Annotated in this window: 17 protein-coding genes; 4 read left to right on the top strand and 13 right to left on the bottom strand. The window is 67.6% G+C overall.

The window, feature by feature from the left end; translation table 11 throughout:
- Positions 1 to 13 precede the first annotated feature (13 nt).
- From motA to fliE, 13 genes are all read right to left on the bottom strand, one after another.
- Positions 14 to 931 carry a flagellar motor stator protein MotA gene (motA, locus tag IP91_RS08625; protein WP_145648530.1) on the bottom strand — a complete coding sequence of 306 codons (918 nt, stop codon included), beginning with the start codon at positions 929 to 931 and terminating at the stop codon, positions 14 to 16.
- Between the two features lie 32 nt (positions 932 to 963).
- A complete protein-coding gene (locus IP91_RS08620) occupies positions 964 to 1,734 on the bottom strand; it encodes a FliA/WhiG family RNA polymerase sigma factor (protein WP_145648529.1) in 771 nt (256 codons plus the stop codon).
- A 49-nt stretch (positions 1,735 to 1,783) separates the two neighbouring features.
- Positions 1,784 to 2,266: a flagellar basal body-associated FliL family protein gene (locus IP91_RS08615; RefSeq protein ID WP_145648528.1), complete on the bottom strand. Its 483-nt coding sequence runs from the start codon at positions 2,264 to 2,266 to the stop codon at positions 1,784 to 1,786.
- Positions 2,266 to 3,528 (bottom strand): flagellar hook-length control protein FliK, encoded by a 1,263-nt coding sequence (locus IP91_RS08610; RefSeq protein WP_145648527.1) that lies wholly within the window; start codon positions 3,526 to 3,528, stop codon positions 2,266 to 2,268. The genes IP91_RS08615 and IP91_RS08610 overlap by 1 nt, the downstream gene beginning before the upstream one ends.
- Positions 3,525 to 3,863, bottom strand: a complete 339-nt coding sequence (locus tag IP91_RS08605; RefSeq protein WP_145648526.1) for a hypothetical protein — start codon at positions 3,861 to 3,863, stop codon at positions 3,525 to 3,527. The genes IP91_RS08610 and IP91_RS08605 overlap by 4 nt, the downstream gene beginning before the upstream one ends.
- Positions 3,856 to 4,245 carry a flagellar export chaperone FliS gene (gene fliS / locus IP91_RS08600; protein ID WP_145648525.1) on the bottom strand — a complete coding sequence of 130 codons (390 nt, stop codon included), beginning with the start codon at positions 4,243 to 4,245 and terminating at the stop codon, positions 3,856 to 3,858. Before fliS ends, IP91_RS08605 begins: the two co-directional genes overlap by 8 nt.
- 26 nt (positions 4,246 to 4,271) lie before the next feature.
- Positions 4,272 to 5,654, bottom strand: coding sequence for a flagellar filament capping protein FliD (gene fliD, locus IP91_RS08595; RefSeq protein WP_145648524.1), 1,383 nt, complete (start codon positions 5,652 to 5,654; stop codon positions 4,272 to 4,274).
- Positions 5,655 to 5,788: 134 nt separating this feature from the next.
- Positions 5,789 to 6,229 carry a flagellar FliJ family protein gene (locus IP91_RS08590; protein WP_145648523.1) on the bottom strand — a complete coding sequence of 147 codons (441 nt, stop codon included), beginning with the start codon at positions 6,227 to 6,229 and terminating at the stop codon, positions 5,789 to 5,791.
- A gap of 10 nt (positions 6,230 to 6,239) precedes the next feature.
- Positions 6,240 to 7,550, bottom strand: coding sequence for a flagellar protein export ATPase FliI (gene fliI, locus IP91_RS08585; protein ID WP_145648522.1), 1,311 nt, complete (start codon positions 7,548 to 7,550; stop codon positions 6,240 to 6,242).
- Positions 7,547 to 8,248 carry a flagellar assembly protein FliH gene (gene fliH / locus IP91_RS08580; protein ID WP_145648521.1) on the bottom strand — a complete coding sequence of 234 codons (702 nt, stop codon included), beginning with the start codon at positions 8,246 to 8,248 and terminating at the stop codon, positions 7,547 to 7,549. Before fliH ends, fliI begins: the two co-directional genes overlap by 4 nt.
- Positions 8,245 to 9,312: a flagellar motor switch protein FliG gene (locus IP91_RS08575; RefSeq protein WP_199754542.1), complete on the bottom strand. Its 1,068-nt coding sequence runs from the start codon at positions 9,310 to 9,312 to the stop codon at positions 8,245 to 8,247. The genes fliH and IP91_RS08575 overlap by 4 nt, the downstream gene beginning before the upstream one ends.
- Positions 9,299 to 11,047 carry a flagellar basal-body MS-ring/collar protein FliF gene (gene fliF / locus IP91_RS08570; RefSeq protein WP_199754541.1) on the bottom strand — a complete coding sequence of 583 codons (1,749 nt, stop codon included), beginning with the start codon at positions 11,045 to 11,047 and terminating at the stop codon, positions 9,299 to 9,301. The genes IP91_RS08575 and fliF overlap by 14 nt, the downstream gene beginning before the upstream one ends.
- Positions 11,048 to 11,083: 36 nt before the next feature.
- Positions 11,084 to 11,440 (bottom strand): flagellar hook-basal body complex protein FliE, encoded by a 357-nt coding sequence (gene fliE, locus IP91_RS08565; protein ID WP_145648519.1) that lies wholly within the window; start codon positions 11,438 to 11,440, stop codon positions 11,084 to 11,086.
- 536 nt (positions 11,441 to 11,976) lie between these two features.
- Here fliE and IP91_RS08560 point away from each other — a divergent pair.
- The 4 genes from IP91_RS08560 to fliQ are packed head-to-tail and all read left to right on the top strand — an operon-like array spanning position 11,977 to position 14,346.
- Positions 11,977 to 12,819, top strand: coding sequence for a FliM/FliN family flagellar motor switch protein (locus IP91_RS08560; protein WP_158643116.1), 843 nt, complete (start codon positions 11,977 to 11,979; stop codon positions 12,817 to 12,819).
- 13 nt (positions 12,820 to 12,832) lie between these two features.
- Complete coding sequence (locus IP91_RS08555) at positions 12,833 to 13,234, top strand: FliM/FliN family flagellar motor switch protein (RefSeq protein WP_145648518.1); 402 nt, start codon at positions 12,833 to 12,835, stop codon at positions 13,232 to 13,234.
- Entirely contained in the window at positions 13,231 to 14,064 is an 834-nt protein-coding gene (gene fliP / locus IP91_RS08550; RefSeq protein ID WP_229474145.1) for a flagellar type III secretion system pore protein FliP, read from the top strand. The genes IP91_RS08555 and fliP overlap by 4 nt, the downstream gene beginning before the upstream one ends.
- A 9-nt stretch (positions 14,065 to 14,073) precedes the next feature.
- Positions 14,074 to 14,346, top strand: coding sequence for a flagellar biosynthesis protein FliQ (fliQ, locus tag IP91_RS08545; RefSeq protein WP_145648517.1), 273 nt, complete (start codon positions 14,074 to 14,076; stop codon positions 14,344 to 14,346).
- The last annotated feature ends 6 nt before the right edge of the window (positions 14,347 to 14,352 follow it).

The following is a 14,352-nucleotide window of genomic DNA, read 5'->3' as shown; positions in this document are numbered from 1 at the left end:
CACGGCTATCTTGTCAGGCTGCCTTGGCACGGCCACCTCCACGGCGCGAGCCCGTCTCCGGTTCGCTGTCGCCGCCTTCCATCGCATTGATCCAGCTTTCCAGCTGGGCAAAGCTGGGCTTGGTGTTCAGCTGTACCAGGCGGCGGCCGGCATCGATGGCCAGCAGCGGCGGCTTGCCGGCCACGTGCGTGACGAGCACCACCTTCACCGATTCCAGCGTGGAGGCTTCCTCGCCCACCAGCTGCTTCATCATGTTGCAGATCGGGTCGATCAGGCCATAGCACAGGAAGATGCCGATGAAGGTGCCGACCATCGCGGCGCCCACGTGCTCGGCGATCTCGCCGGAGGTGGCGCCTTCGCCCACGCTGCCCATAGTGATCACGATGCCCAGCACGGCGGCCAGGATGCCGAAGCCGGGCATCGCCTCGCCGATCTTGTTGAGCGACTTGGCCGGCTGGTTCAGCTCTTCGTGGATGGCTTCCAGTTCCTGCTCCAGCACGCCTTCCAGCTCGTGCGCGTTGATCTTGCCCATGGCCATCAGGCGGAAGTTGTCGACGATGAACGCCAGCAGCTTCGGCTCTTCCAGCACGGCGGGGTAGCGCTGGAAGATCGCGCTGTCCTTCGGCGCCTCGACGTGGGCATCGAGGGCCTTCAGGCCGCCGGCGGCGAGCTGCAGCAGTTCGTACATCAGCAGCAGCAGCTGGCGCTGGAATTCCGAATCGTATTTCTTGCGGATGACGATCTTCTTCAGCTGGTGGCCCAGCTCGTGCAGGATGTGGCCCGGGTTGCCCAGCACGAGCGCGCCGACCCCGGCACCGGCAATGACGAGCAGCTCGATGGGCTGCCAGATCGCGTGGAAGCCGCCGCCCATCAGCGCGTAGCCGCCGAACACGCTGCCCAGGATGATCAGGATGCCGATAATTTGCTGCATGGTGAATTCCTCTTGTTGTGGTGCCGGCGGCCTCAGGCCTGCAGCACGGCTTTCATCTTGTTCAGCGCGGCCTTGTTCAGCTGGCACACGCGCGCATCCGTCAGGTCCAGCACGGCGGCGATTTCCTTGTAGCTGAGCTCGAACTCGTAGTACATCTGCACCACGCGCTGTTCGCGTTCGTTCAGGGTGCCCAGCGCCTGTTCCAGGCTGCGCCGCACCAGCAGCTGTTCTTCCGGGCCGGGCGTGCTGCCGGCGCTGCCGTCCGCCGCGCCGTCCTGCAGCAGGTCGTCGAAGCTGGCCATCACCTCGGCATTCTCGTCGAGCTGGTAGGCCATGTATTCGTCGGCCGTGATGCCCAGGCTGGCGATGGTTTCCTGTTCGCTCGGTTCGCGGCCCAGCTTGCGGGTCAGCGCGCGCACGCCGTCGCGCAGCTTGTGGCTCTGCTGGCGCACGGCGCGCGGGCGCCAGTCCTGGCGGCGCAGTTCGTCCAGGATCGCGCCGCGCACGCGCAGGCTGGCGAAGCTGCCGAATGCCGCATCGGGCTCGCCGTAGCGCCGCAGCGCTTCCAGCAGGCCCATCAGGCCGATCTGCTCCATGTCCTCGCGGTCGATCGCGCCGCCCACCTGCGAATTCAGCTGGCGCACGATGCGCTTCACCAGTGGCGCATAGGCCAGCAGGTGCTTCTGCTCGGCGGCCGGCGTCAGTGCGGGCGCGGCCTCGGCGGCGCCATAGCTCTCGCCATAGCCGGCGCCGAAACCCGCGCCGGTGCTGCCCGCGCCGAAGTCGGTTTCTGCGTAGGCCATCAGGCAGCTCCGCCGGACGGGAAGGTGTGCATTGCTGGGCTCATCCGCATCACTCGATGATCAGCTTGCCGATCATGACTTCCCGGAACGGCTGCTCCTGCGTGTTCTTCTCGTATTCCTCGGCGAAGGCCTTGTTCAGCATCGTCGCGAAATCGTCGATCGTCATGGACTGCGCCTTGTCCATCTGCAGCGAGGACAGCGTGCGCACGGCCACGCTGCGCAGCAGCGGCAGGTGTTCCTTGGTTTCCTTCTCCTTGTCGACGGGCGTGGCCACCACCAGGTCGGAGGAGAGGTAGTGCGGGATCGTCTCGTTCGGCGCGCGGCGCAGCATGACGATGATCTTGTCGACCGTCAGGTACTTGACGGGCTTGGCATCGTCTTCTTCCTTCTTCTTTTTCTTCTTTTCCGCTTCCTTGTGGGCCGCGTCGGCCGCATCGGCCTTCGGCGCGGCGAAGTACCACATGGCACCGGCGGCGCCGCCGCCGCAGACGAGGGCGACGGCCACGATGATCAGGATGAGCTTCTTGTTCATCAGGCGTTACCTCCCATGGCGAAGGCGCGGGCACCGGCGTCGTCGCCATCGCTCAGGGCGCGGCCCGGCTGGCGTCGTTGCGCTTCGCCTTGCTGCTGTTCACCCCCCTGCTGGCGGCCACGGCCTTCGCTGTCGGCCAGCGTGCGGTTGCTGGTGGCCGACACGGTCACGGCCACGTCGCTGAACTGCCGCGACGACAGGTCCTGGCGCATGGCATCGCCCACGGCGTTCAGCTGGCGCAGCACTTCGCCGTTCGAGGCGGCCAGGTTCACCTGCAGCGCGCCGCCGCTGTGGCGGATCGAGATCTCGATGCTGCCCAGGTTGGGCGGGTCGAGGCGGATGACGGCCTGCTCGCTGTTCTTCTGCAGCTGCAGCTGCAGGCGGTCGCCCAGCGCGGCGCGCAGCGGCTGCTGCCACTGGTCCGGGCTGCCGGCCAGCCGCACGGTATCGGCGCCGTCGGCGGTCGGCGCCGTGCCGGCGTTGGCCGCCATCACGGTGCGGAACGCGGCCGGATTGTCGCCGTTGCCGGACGGGGTGTCGCCGCCGGCCTGGCCGCGGGCATCGGTAGCGGCGGCAGCCAGCACGGGTTGGGCGGTGGCCGGCGCACCGGCCACCGTGTCGCTCACGGCGGGACGCGCGTCGCCCCCCTGGCGGACCGCCGGGGCGGGCGTGTTCGCGGCAGGCTGCACCGCCTGCAGGATGCGCAGCAGGGCCGGCGTGGTGGCGGCGCTGGACGCGCCGGCAGCGGCGGCGGCCACGGCGGCGGCATCGCCCGGGCGGGCGTTGCCAGCCTCGTCCGGTGCGAAGGCCGGCTGGGCAGTACGGCACGCGGCAGGCACGGCCGGCAGTGGCGCGGCACCGGCCGGCTGGCCGGCAGCCATGTCGATGCGCGGCGTGCCGTCCGTGCGTGCGGCGCCCGCCGTCGCGTTCTGCAGGGCCGGCAGGATCGCCAGGTTCATCGCCGGCAGGGGCAGGGCGAACTGCGAAGGCATCAGGGTATCGGCCACCGTGCCGCTGGCGTCCAGCGTGGCGTCCGACGGCGTGTCATCGGCCGCTGCGGCCGGCGCGCTGTCCGTCACTGCCGCGTCTTCGCCCGGCTGCGCGAGCCCGGCCAGGTCCAGCAGCACGGCAAACGCCGGCAGCTGCACGGCAGGGTCCGCCACGCCTTCCGGGCCGGCAGGTGCGGTGCTGGCGGGGGCGCCAGGGAGCGGGAGGTCCGCTGCGGCCGCGCCACCCGGCGCGGAGGGGAAAGTCATCATCATGGGGTTCCGGCCAATTCGTTGTCGAAGGCATAGGCAAGCCAGCCTTCCTTGTTGGTATTCATTTGTTGCATCTGCTTGCCCAGCGCGGTGCTGGCAGCGTTGACCTGCTGCAGCGCCGCGGCGTGCTGTTGCCGGAGCACGGCCAGCGCGGCCCGTTCGGCCGGCGTCCACGGTCCCTGCGCGGCCAGCGCCGGCAGGGTGGCGGTGAGCAGCGTGTTCACGGTGGCCAGCGCGGGCCAGTCGGCCGCCGCGGCCGCGGCCGCGAGCTGTTGCGCCACGCGCAGCAGCTGCTGCTGGCGCGCCGGCGCGGCGCCCCCGGACACCGGCTTATCCATGCTTGGCCTGCACGCCCAGCCAGCCCTGGCGGATCGTGCCGAGCAGGCCCGTCACCTCGTCGATGACGGCCGGGTCCATGTCCACGCCGGCGCGGTACAGGCGCGCGGCGCAGTAGTCGTACAGGCGGCCCAGGTTGGCGACGACTTCACCGCCATTGTCGAAGTCCAGCGAACTGGACAGGCCGTTGATGATCTGCGTGCACTTGTCCAGGCTGATGGCCTTGGCTTCGAAGCGACGGCCGGCGATGTGGCCGCGCGCGCGCGCCAGCTCTTCCAGCAGTCCGTCGGTCAGCACGAGCACCAGCTCGACCGGCGAGGCGCGGGCCGTCTGGGCGTCCAGGTTGGTCGCATGGTATTCGCCGTAGGCGTCGTGGTTCATCATCTTGTCACCGTATGGGTTAGCGCCCGTCAGCTGTCGGACTTGTCGCCGAACAGCGCGTCGAACAGCGAGCTGTTGCCGTTCATCTGCGTCTGCAGTTCCTGGAGCGCGGTAAATTGTTTCAGGTAGCGGTTGTAGGCCGAGTTGTACTGGTCCGTCAGGCGCGTCTGCTTGGTCGTCAGCGTGGCCTGCAGTTTCGTGTTGTTCTCGCGGCGCTGGGCGATCTGGCCGCCCGTCGAGCTGGTCCACTGGCTCATCAGCTTGTCCAGGCCACCCAGCACGCCGGTCGGTGCCGTCATGCTGGCACTGCCCAGCAGCGTGTCCAGGCCGGCCGGATCGATGGCCAGCTGCTTCTTCAGGCGGTCGCCGTTCAGCGTCAGCGTGCCGTCGCGCTGGGCCGTGATGCCATAGGCGACCAGGCTGCTGTCGCCGATCTTCTGGCGCAGGATGGCCTGCATGCGGCTCTGCAGCGCGGTGATGCCGGAATCGGAAGCGAAGATGGCCGGCGCCGTGCTGCTGGTGGCGTCGCCGTGGGAGGTCAGGCCGGCCAGCACGCCGATCAGCTTGTTCCAGCCGTCGACGAAGCTCTGGACATTGGCGGCCGTGCCGGTGCTGTCCTGGCCCACCGTCAGGCTGACGGGGCTGCCGCCGCTCTGCGCCGACGTGAACGTCATCGTCACGCCGTCGAGCACGGTGTACGTGTTGGACGGCTGCTTCAGCTGGGTGCCCGTGGTCTTGTCGCCCAGCCAGACGATGGCATCCTTGGCCGTCACCAGCTGCTTGGCATTGTCCGTATCGGCCAGTGCATCGGCCATGCTGCCGGCCGCGCTGGCAGTGACGGTGACGGCATTGGCTTCGCCGGTGCGGTTGGCGGTAAGCACCAGCGACGTCACGCCGTTGATCGTCATCGTCGACGCGGTCACCGTGCCGGCGTTGTCGGTGGCGGCATTGATCGCCGCCGCCAGTTCCTTCACGGACAGCTTGCCGTCCGCGCTGCTGTCGGCCTGGCTCAGGTCGACGCTGAACTGCGTGTCGCCCGAACCGATGTGGATGGTACCCGCCGTGGCGGCATCGGTGCCATCCGGCAGGCCGCTGTAGGCGGCCTGGTGGGCCGTGGCGATCTGCTCCACGTAGAAGAAGTAATTGCCGGGCGTGGCCGCCGTGGTCGCGGTGGCCGTGCCGACCGCCGAGCTGAAGGTGGCGGTATTCGACACGACGGATTTCTTCGCCGTCAGCGAGGACAGCACCGAGTCGAACGCCGACATGGCCGAGGACAGCGAGGTCAGCGCCGTGGCGGTGGCCGTGGCGGTCTTGGTCTGCGCATCCAGCAGGGCCTGGGCGGCGCTGATGGAAGACGTGGCCAGCCCCTGGGCGGTGGAAATCGGGTCGTAGGTCGGTGCGGTGATCGCCATGTTGGTGTCCTGGTGTGTCCGGAGTGCGCGCTGAATTGTGCCCTGAGGAAATTAATGTGAGTGTACCTTGTGACAGGGCGACCGCAGGCCGCTACCCATGAAATTTATTTCCGTATGGACTTATTTTCGTGCGATCAGGACCCTTTTTGGGATCGTAGCCACAGTTGGGTTGCCAGGTCGTCATGCACTTTACGTTCCTGCATGGCCTGCCTGTCCGCAAGCGACCGCTCGTTCTTTTCCAGCACCTGGCCCAGCACCTCGCGTTTCACGTAGGCCTGGGTGAGGGCGCGCTGCGACACGGCCATGTCGGCCTCGTGCATCGTCAGGTCGAGGCGGTGGTTGTCCGCCATGGCCATGACGGCCTGCTTGTAGTTGCCGCAGTTGGCGGCCAGCGCCAGCGGCAGGCTGCCGGAGGCGCCGCTGTTCTCGGCCAGCTGGGCCAGGCGCTCCAGGTTCTTCCGGTAGCGGTCCGCCGTCAGCTGCTTGGCGGCCTGCTCGGCCTGCAGCTTCTCCACTTCCGTGTCGCGCAGTGCGACGAGGGTGGTCAGGTTGCGGATGAAATGCTGGTCGCTCATACGTTCTTCCTCATGCCATCAGCCGTTCCAGGTTCTCCACGCAGGCCGTGTACGGCGCGTCTTCCTTGGTGCCCTGGCACAGGAAGTGTTCGATGTACGGATGGCGCTGCACCGCCTTGTCCGTCACCGGATCGGCGCCCGGCACGTAGGCGCCCAGCGGGATCAGGTCGCGCACCCGGTCGTGCCTTGCCATCGAGGCCTTCAGCGAGCGGGCCGCCAGCATGTGTTCCTTGCTGATGATGCTGTTCATGCAGCGGCTGATCGACTGGCCGATGTCGATGGCCGGATAGTGGCCCCGTTCCGCCAGCGAGCGGGTCAGCACGATATGGCCGTCCAGGATGGCGCGCGCCGTGTCGACGACAGGATCCTGCTGGTCGTCGCCCTCGGCCAGCACCGTGTAGATGGCGCTCATCGAGCCACTCGGGTTCTCGCCATTGCCGGCCGATTCCACCAGCTGCGGCAGGTTGGAGAACACGGAGGGCGGATAGCCCTTGGTGGCCGGCGGTTCGCCCAGGGCCAGCGCCACTTCGCGCAGGGCCATCGCATAGCGGGTCAGCGAGTCCACCAGCAGCAGCACGTTCTTGCCCTGGTCGCGGTAGTAGGCGGCGATGGTATGGCACATCTCGGTGGCCATCACGCGCATCATCGGCGATTCGTCGGCCGGCGCGATCACGAGCACGGCCTTTTTCAGGCCCTCGGGGCCGAGGGACATGTCGACGAATTCGCGCACCTCGCGCGAGCGCTCGCCGATCAGGCCGACCACCACCACGTCGGCCACCGTCTGCCGCGTGATGATCCCCAGCAGCACGGACTTGCCGACGCCGGAACCGGCCATCAGGCCCACGCGCTGGCCCTTGCCCAGCGTGAGCATCGAATTGATCGCGCGCACGCCCACGTCGAGCGGCTCGTGCACGGGCGTCTTGCGCAGCGGGTTGATGCGCGGCGGCTGCGAGTCGAGTTCGTGCTCGCCGGTCAGCTTGCCCAGGCCGTCGATCGGTTCGCCCAGGCCGTTGACCATGCGGCCCAGCCAGCCCATGCCGATCTTCAGCGTGGTCTTCTCGTGGATCGGCAGCACGCGCGCGCCCGTCGTCAGGCCGGTGGCCTTCTTGAACGGCATCAGGTACGACACCTTGTCGCGGAAGCCCACCACCTGCGCGTCCAGCCAGTCGCCGCCCACCGTCTCGATCTGGCAGCGCTGGCCCGTGTGCAGCGGGCAGCCGACGGCTTCCAGCAGCAGGCCGGAGGCGCCGACCAGCCGGCCGGTCGGCGTGGCCACCGGTACCGCATCGAGTTCCAGGTTGCGCAGCGCGTTGGCGATCATGCCGCATCCTCGTCGTCGGCTTCGTCCATGTCGGCCGTCTGCAGCTGCTTGTCCACCTGTTCCATCACGGCGGCCAGGCGCTGCGTGCAGCCCGCGTCCACTTCGCTGTCGCCGGCACGGATGCGGCATTCGCCTGCGTCCAGCCGGGCATCGGCGATCAGGTTCCAGCGCTTGGCCCGTTTCGGGTCCAGCTCGGCCACGCGCTTGAGTTCTTCCGGGTTCAGGTACACGTCGATCTCCTCGCGGGTCGGCGGCATCGAGGCCAGCGTCTCGTCGACCAGGGCCATGATCTGCACGGGCTGCAGCGCCAGCTCGGCGCGGATCACCGAGCGGGCCACTTTCGCCACCAGGTCCACGACTTCCTTGCGCTGCGCGGCGCGGTAGTCGGCGCGCAGCTTCTTCAGGCTTTTCATGATGGCGTCGACCGGACGGGCCAGCTCGTCGAAGCCGACCAGCGTTTCCTGGCGGCCCTCGTCGCGGCCCTGGGCGATGCCCTGCAGGCGGCCGGACTCGTAGCCTTCGTCCTGGCCGCGCTGCAGGCCGATGTCGTAGCCGTCGCGCTGGCCCTGTTCGAATCCCTCGCTGATCGATGCCTGCCACTGTTCCGGATCGGGCGCACCCGTGCCGGCCGCACCGCGTCCGGCCTGGGGCGTATGGTGGGACAGGGGCGGGAAGCGGTAGGGACGGAACTGCTTCATTCGACCACCGTTTCCGCGAACAGCTGCACTTCGACTTCGCCGGAATCGGCCAGCGCCTTGACGGTGGCCATGATCTCCTGGCGCGTGGACTCGATGCGCGACATCGGCACGGGGCCGGCGCGGCGCATCATGTCCTCGAAGGCCTGGGCCTGGCGCTTCGGCATCGTCTTGAGGATCGCGTCGCGGATCGACGGCTCGGCGCCCTTCAGCGCAATCGCCCACTGCTCCAGCGGCACTTCCTCGATGATGCGGGTCAGCACGGCCTCGGTCTGCGTGGAGAGGATCAGGAAGTCGTACATCGACAGCTCGATCTGCTCGGCGATCTTCGGGTCGTGCGCGCGCAGCAGCTCCACCACCTGGGCGCGGTTGCCCGGCAGGCGGTTCAGGATCTCGGCGACCTGGCGCACGCCTTCCACGGACGTGCTCTGCATGTCGAAGGAGGCCAGGCAGCGGTCCACCAGTTCGTCCAGCTCCTGCAGCAGGTCGCGGTCGATCTCGTCCAGCCGGGCCAGGCTCAGCAGGACCAGGTCGCGGCCGTCGACGGGCAGGCCGTCGATGATCTGGCCGGCCAGCGCCGGCGGCAGGAAGGCCAGGAACACGGCCTGGATGCGCACGTGCTCGTTGGCGATGTATTCGGCCAGCCACTTCGGCGAGGCCCACTGCAGGCGCGCCATCTTCGGGCGCAGCTCGTCGCCGTAGATGCTGTTCAGCACCGTGTTGGCGATGTCGCCGCCCAGTGCCAGGTCCAGCGAGCGCTTCAGGTAGGAGCGCGAGGCGCCATGCACGCCGGACTGCTGGCGGTAGTCGTCGAAGAAGGTCTGGATCGCCGTCTTGACGGCTTCCACCTTGATGCCGCTCATGCGCGACATCACCTGCGTGACTTCCAGCAGTTCCTCGCGCGACAGGCAGCGCAGCACGGCGGCGGCCTGTTCCTCGCCGATCGACAGCAGCACGATGGCGGCCTGCTCGACGGGGCTGAGCGTCGCGCCTTCCACCGGTGGCAGGTCGTTCAGCGGGTTGGTCGAGGCGTTGTTCGCCGGGTTGTTCATATTAAGCTCGGCCATTTTTCTGCATCCACTGTTTGACGACTTCGGCGACACGTTCCGGCTCTTTTTCAGCCAGCACTTTCAGGTGATCGACCATCACGTCGACCGGTGAACCTGCCGGCGGCAGATCGTAGTTCTCCAGCAGCGGCACGACCGGCATGCCGGCGCCGTTCAGCGCGGCAGGGGCGGCGGTGGCAGCCAGTGCGGCCGGCTCGGCACCTGCCAGGGCCGTGTCGCCCACCGGCAGCACCGTCGCTTCGACGCGGCGCTCGGCGCCGGTGCGGGTGCCCGCTGGCGTCGGAAGGACGGCCGGGACCGTTGCCGGGGCGATGCGCGCCGTCACGGACCGCATCAGCGGGCGCAGCAGCAGGAAGTAACCCAGCAGCGCGGCGATCGCGTAGCCGACCCAGCTGCCGATATCGACGATGTTGTCGCGCTCTTCCCACCACTGCGCCGGGGCGACCTTGGCCGGGAAGCGCATGGCGGTGACCATCAGCGTGTCGCCCCGCTCGGCGTTGATGCCCAGGCCGTTGCGCAGCATCTTGTCGACATTGGCCAGTTCGGCGGCGGTCCAGCCCGCCTTTGGGTCGGTGGCGGCGGCCTGCGCCAGCACCACGGCCACGTTCTGGTGCTGCAGGCGGCCACGGGCCCGCTTGGTCTGCACGATGCTGCGGTCATAGGCGTACTGGCGGGTGGTGGCGTTCTTGCGGGCCGCGCCTTCCGGCAGCTGGCCCGGCGCACCCGCCGCATCGGTCGTGGTGGTGGTCGGCGTGGCCGGCGTGGCCGGGGCCGGCGGACGGTTCGACAGCGTGCCCGGCACGCCCATCGCCATGCGGTTGCGGTCCTGCTCGTCGCGCATCGCTTCGCTGGTGACCTTCGGCGTTTCGCCGTACTTCTCGACGGTTTCCTCGACGCGGTCGTTGTCGACGGCGGCCGTGACGCTCAGCTTGAAGTTGTCCTCGCCCACGATCGGGCCCAGCAGGCCGCGGATATTGCCCTTGATCTCGTCCTGCAGGCGTTTCTGGTTGTCGTTGGTGGCCGTGCTGGCATCGAAGCCGTCGGCCAGGTCCACGTGCGAGGACAGCAGGTTGCCGGCGCCATCGACGAGGCTGACGCGGGTGGGGTCCAGGCTGGCCACGCTGCCGGCCACCATGTTGACGACGGCGGCGATCTGCTCCGGCGCCAGCGTGCGGCCCGGCTTCAGGCCGATCACGACGGCAGCCGACGACTTCTCGCCGTCCGACGAGACGAACGACGTCGACTTGGCGATCGACAGGTGCACGCGGGCACTGCCGATGGCATCGATGGTCATGATGCTCTGCGCCAGCTCGCCTTCCAGGCCGCGGCGGAAGCGCACGTCCTGCACGAACTGCGACACGCCCAGCGGATCGTTCTTGTCCATCAGTTCCAGGCCGGCCGGCAGCTGCGCCGTCACGCCTTTCGCCGCCAGCAGCATGCGCACCTTGCCCAGCATCGAGCCGGGCACCAGGATCTGGCCGCTGTCCGGATGCACGCGGTAGGGAATCTGTTCCGCTTCCAGCACCGTCATCATGTCCGCCGCCGCGACTTTTTCGCGGGCGCCGAACACGGGCTTGTAGCCGGACTGGTCCTTCCACAGGAACATCAGCACGACAGCCGTCACGCCGACGGCCAGCAGCAGCATCGGGTACAGGTTCTTGACGAGGGCAGGGGGCATGGCGGGAACGCCATTGCCGCGCCAGCGCCCATAAGCGGACTTAAGGGTGGTGATCACGTCGGATTTTTTCCTGGAGTGTGGGGATGGGGCGGGTTACAGCGGCAGCTTGATGAGGTCGTCGACGGCGCCCATCACTTTGTTGCGGACCTGCATGAGCATCGAGAATGACAGGCTCGCTTCCTGGCTGGCCAGCATGGCGCCCACCAGGTCGTCGCTGCGGCCGGCATCGACATCGGCCATTTTCGTGCTGGCGGCCTGGTCGGCCGCATTCACGCCGGCGACCGCATTGGACATGGCCTGGGCAAAGCCGCCGGACTGGCCGGCAGCGTGGCCCCCGGCGCCGAACTGGGCGGCAGGCGCGATGGCGCCCGCCTGGTTCGCCAGGTCGGCGGCGGCATTGTTGAGTGCCGCGAGGTCGGCCTTGATCATGCCGGCGATTTCTTGTGCCATTGCCATCTCCACTTTTCATGCAACGTTGAACTTCGTTTCCACGGCACCGTTGTGCGGTGCCGCTTTTGAATATCGGTCGCCAGCGCTGCAACTTGATATCCGGACGGATAAACTTCTGACTTTTTATCGCGGAAATTTAACAATCTCGCGGTACGTGATAATCGGTCAAGGGAAGCGATTACCCGTATTTAATCGGCCAGGGTTAATTCAATGCGCTGCATTGTTTCCGATGAGGGAAACGATGTTTTCGAGGCAAATCACTTGAATATGATGCAAATAATCATTCAGTTAGCACCGAGATATTACCTGCTGCGATAATTGCTGCAGAGCAGTATGAATTGTCTCGGGTCAGCGTTTAGCGCACGTCGAAGCTTACCGCGGGGCAACAACACTGTAAAGGGGATTTTAAATCGGCGCGTATTGATGCGTGGCAATATCGTAAAATTTCGGGTATTCTACGCTGCCTGGATCGTCTCTATCGGCCGTTTGCGTTACGATCCAATTCAGGGATGCAGTGCCGACGAATCATAATATCAATGACCATTCTACAAACCACCGCGCCACCCGAGGTTCTCGACCCGGCGCTGCTGGGCCGTCCGGTGCACCGGCTGCCGCAGTTTGCCGCGCGCTTGCGCGAGGCGCTGGCGGCCGCCCTGCGCGCGCCCGGCGGCCGCCGTTACTGGGCCGCTTTCGAGCTGGAAGGCGTGGCCTTCGCCCGCTACGAGGGTGGCGCGGAGGGCGTGCGCTGGCAACATTATTCGGCGGGCGGGGCCGGCGTGCTCGGCTTCGCGCTGGAACGCAAGGTGCTGCTGGGCGTGCTCGATTACCGGTACGCGCGCGGTGCGGGCGGCGATCCGGTGGAAGAAAGCCGGGTGCGCGTCACGGCCACCGAGGAACGCCTGGCTGTGGTGCTGGGGCAACAGCTGGCCCTGGTCGTGGGCTCCGGCATCGCCGCGGCGGTGCCCGGCGGCCTGCCGCTGACGGGGCCGCTGGCCGCCGTCGACGGCAATCCGCCGGCCCGTGGCAGCTGGATCGTCACGATGACCGTGCGCCAGGGCGACAGCGCGGGCCGCGTCTGGTTCGCCCTCGACAAGGCGCTGATGTCGGACGTGCTGCGCGCCCTGCAGCCGGAACGCGAACGGCCGCGCGCCCGCAAGCCGGCCGCGCCGCTGCCGCAGCGCCTGCAGGTGGCGCTGGCGGGCCGGCTGGTCAGCAAGGAAGTCACGCTCGGCGCCCTGTTCGACCTGCGGGTCGGGGATGTCATTCCAGTCAGCCTGCACAGGGCCGACGTCATGCTCGAGGAGTCCCGGCTGTTCACGGCCGCGGTCACGGAGCACAAGGGAAAACTGTGCCTAACCTCTTTTGAAGACATCGAATAATGGGATCCACGCGATGAGCAATGCCAACGCCAATGCCGGCAACGACACCCTGCCGGAGGACATGATGGAAGAACTGATCATCGACCCCGCCGGCGGCGAACTGGCTGGCGACTTCAACAACGCGGCCGGTGGCGGCTTCGCCCCCGTCGCACCGCGCCGCGACCTGCCGCAGATGATGCGCAAGATTCCCGTCACGCTGACCCTCGAGGTGGGCTCGGCGCGCATCTCGCTGCAGGACCTGATGAACATCGGCCCGGACAGCGTGGTGGAGCTCGACGCGCTGGCCGGCGAACCCCTCGTCATCAAGGTCAACGGCACCGCCATCGGGCGCGCCGAGGTGGTGGTGGCGGGCGAGAACTACGGCCTGAAAGTGATCGACCTGGACGGGCTCAATCTCGACATGATGGCGCCATGATGGCGTGCGGTTCCCGCGCGGCCGGCCCGGTGCGCCGGCCGTTCGCACTGGCGCCGAGGGGCGCCGTTGCACCTAGTGCGCCGCTGGTTGCCGTTGCACTGCTGGCGCTGCTGGCGGTCTTCCCGCAGGCCGCCTGGGCCCAGGCCGCCGCCAACACGCCGGACCTGCTGGCCGGCGTGGTGCCCGGCGCGCGCACCGACCTGTCGGTGAAGATGCAGATCCTCGTCATCATGACCCTGCTGGGCCTGCTGCCCGTGATGGTCATGATGATGACGAGCTTTACCCGCTTCGTCATCGTGCTGTCGCTGCTGCGTTCGGCGCTGGGCCTGCAGCAGGGCCTGCCGAACCGCATCATCACGGGCGTGGCGCTGATCCTCACGCTGCTGGTGATGAAGCCGGTGGGCGATGCCGTGTGGCGCGATGCCTTCGTGCCCTACGACCAGGACCGCATCGGCCTGCAGGAAGCGCTGCGGATCGCCGAGCAGCCCGTGTCGCGCTTCATGCTGGCCCAGACCAGCAAGGCGGCGCTCCGGCAGATCGCCCAGCTGGCCGGCGAACAGGCCGTCACCGTGCCGATGCAGCACAGCTTCCCCGTCAAGATGGCGGCCTTCGTGCTGTCCGAACTGAAGACGGCGTTCCAGATCGGCTGCATGCTGTTCATCCCGTTCCTGATCATCGACCTGGTCGTGTCGTCGGTGCTGATGGCGATGGGCATGATGATGCTGTCGCCGCTCGTCATCTCGCTGCCGTTCAAGCTGCTGCTGTTCGTGCTGGTCGATGGCTGGACGCTGACCGTCAACACGCTGGTCACCAGCATCCAGGCCTACTAGGAGAACCTCGTGCTGACTCCGGACGTTGCCGTCGACCTGGTGGTCGAGGCGCTGCACATCGTGATGGTGCTGGTGCTGGTGCTGGTCGTGCCGGGACTGGTGGCCGGCCTGCTGGTGGCGCTGTTCCAGGCCGCCACGCAGATCAACGAGCAGACGCTGTCGTTCCTGCCCCGTCTCCTGATCACGCTGTTCGCCATCATCCTCACGGGCCGCTGGATGGCCGGCTACCTGATGGACTACTGCGTGTCCATCTTCACCCGCGCGGCCACGCTGGTGGGCTGACCCGGC

The organism is Pseudoduganella lurida, assembly GCF_007830455.1.
GTDB lineage: Bacteria > Pseudomonadota > Gammaproteobacteria > Burkholderiales > Burkholderiaceae_D > Rugamonas > Rugamonas lurida.
Note: the sequence above shows the minus strand (reverse complement) of the source record. Positions and strands in the feature narration are given on the sequence as shown.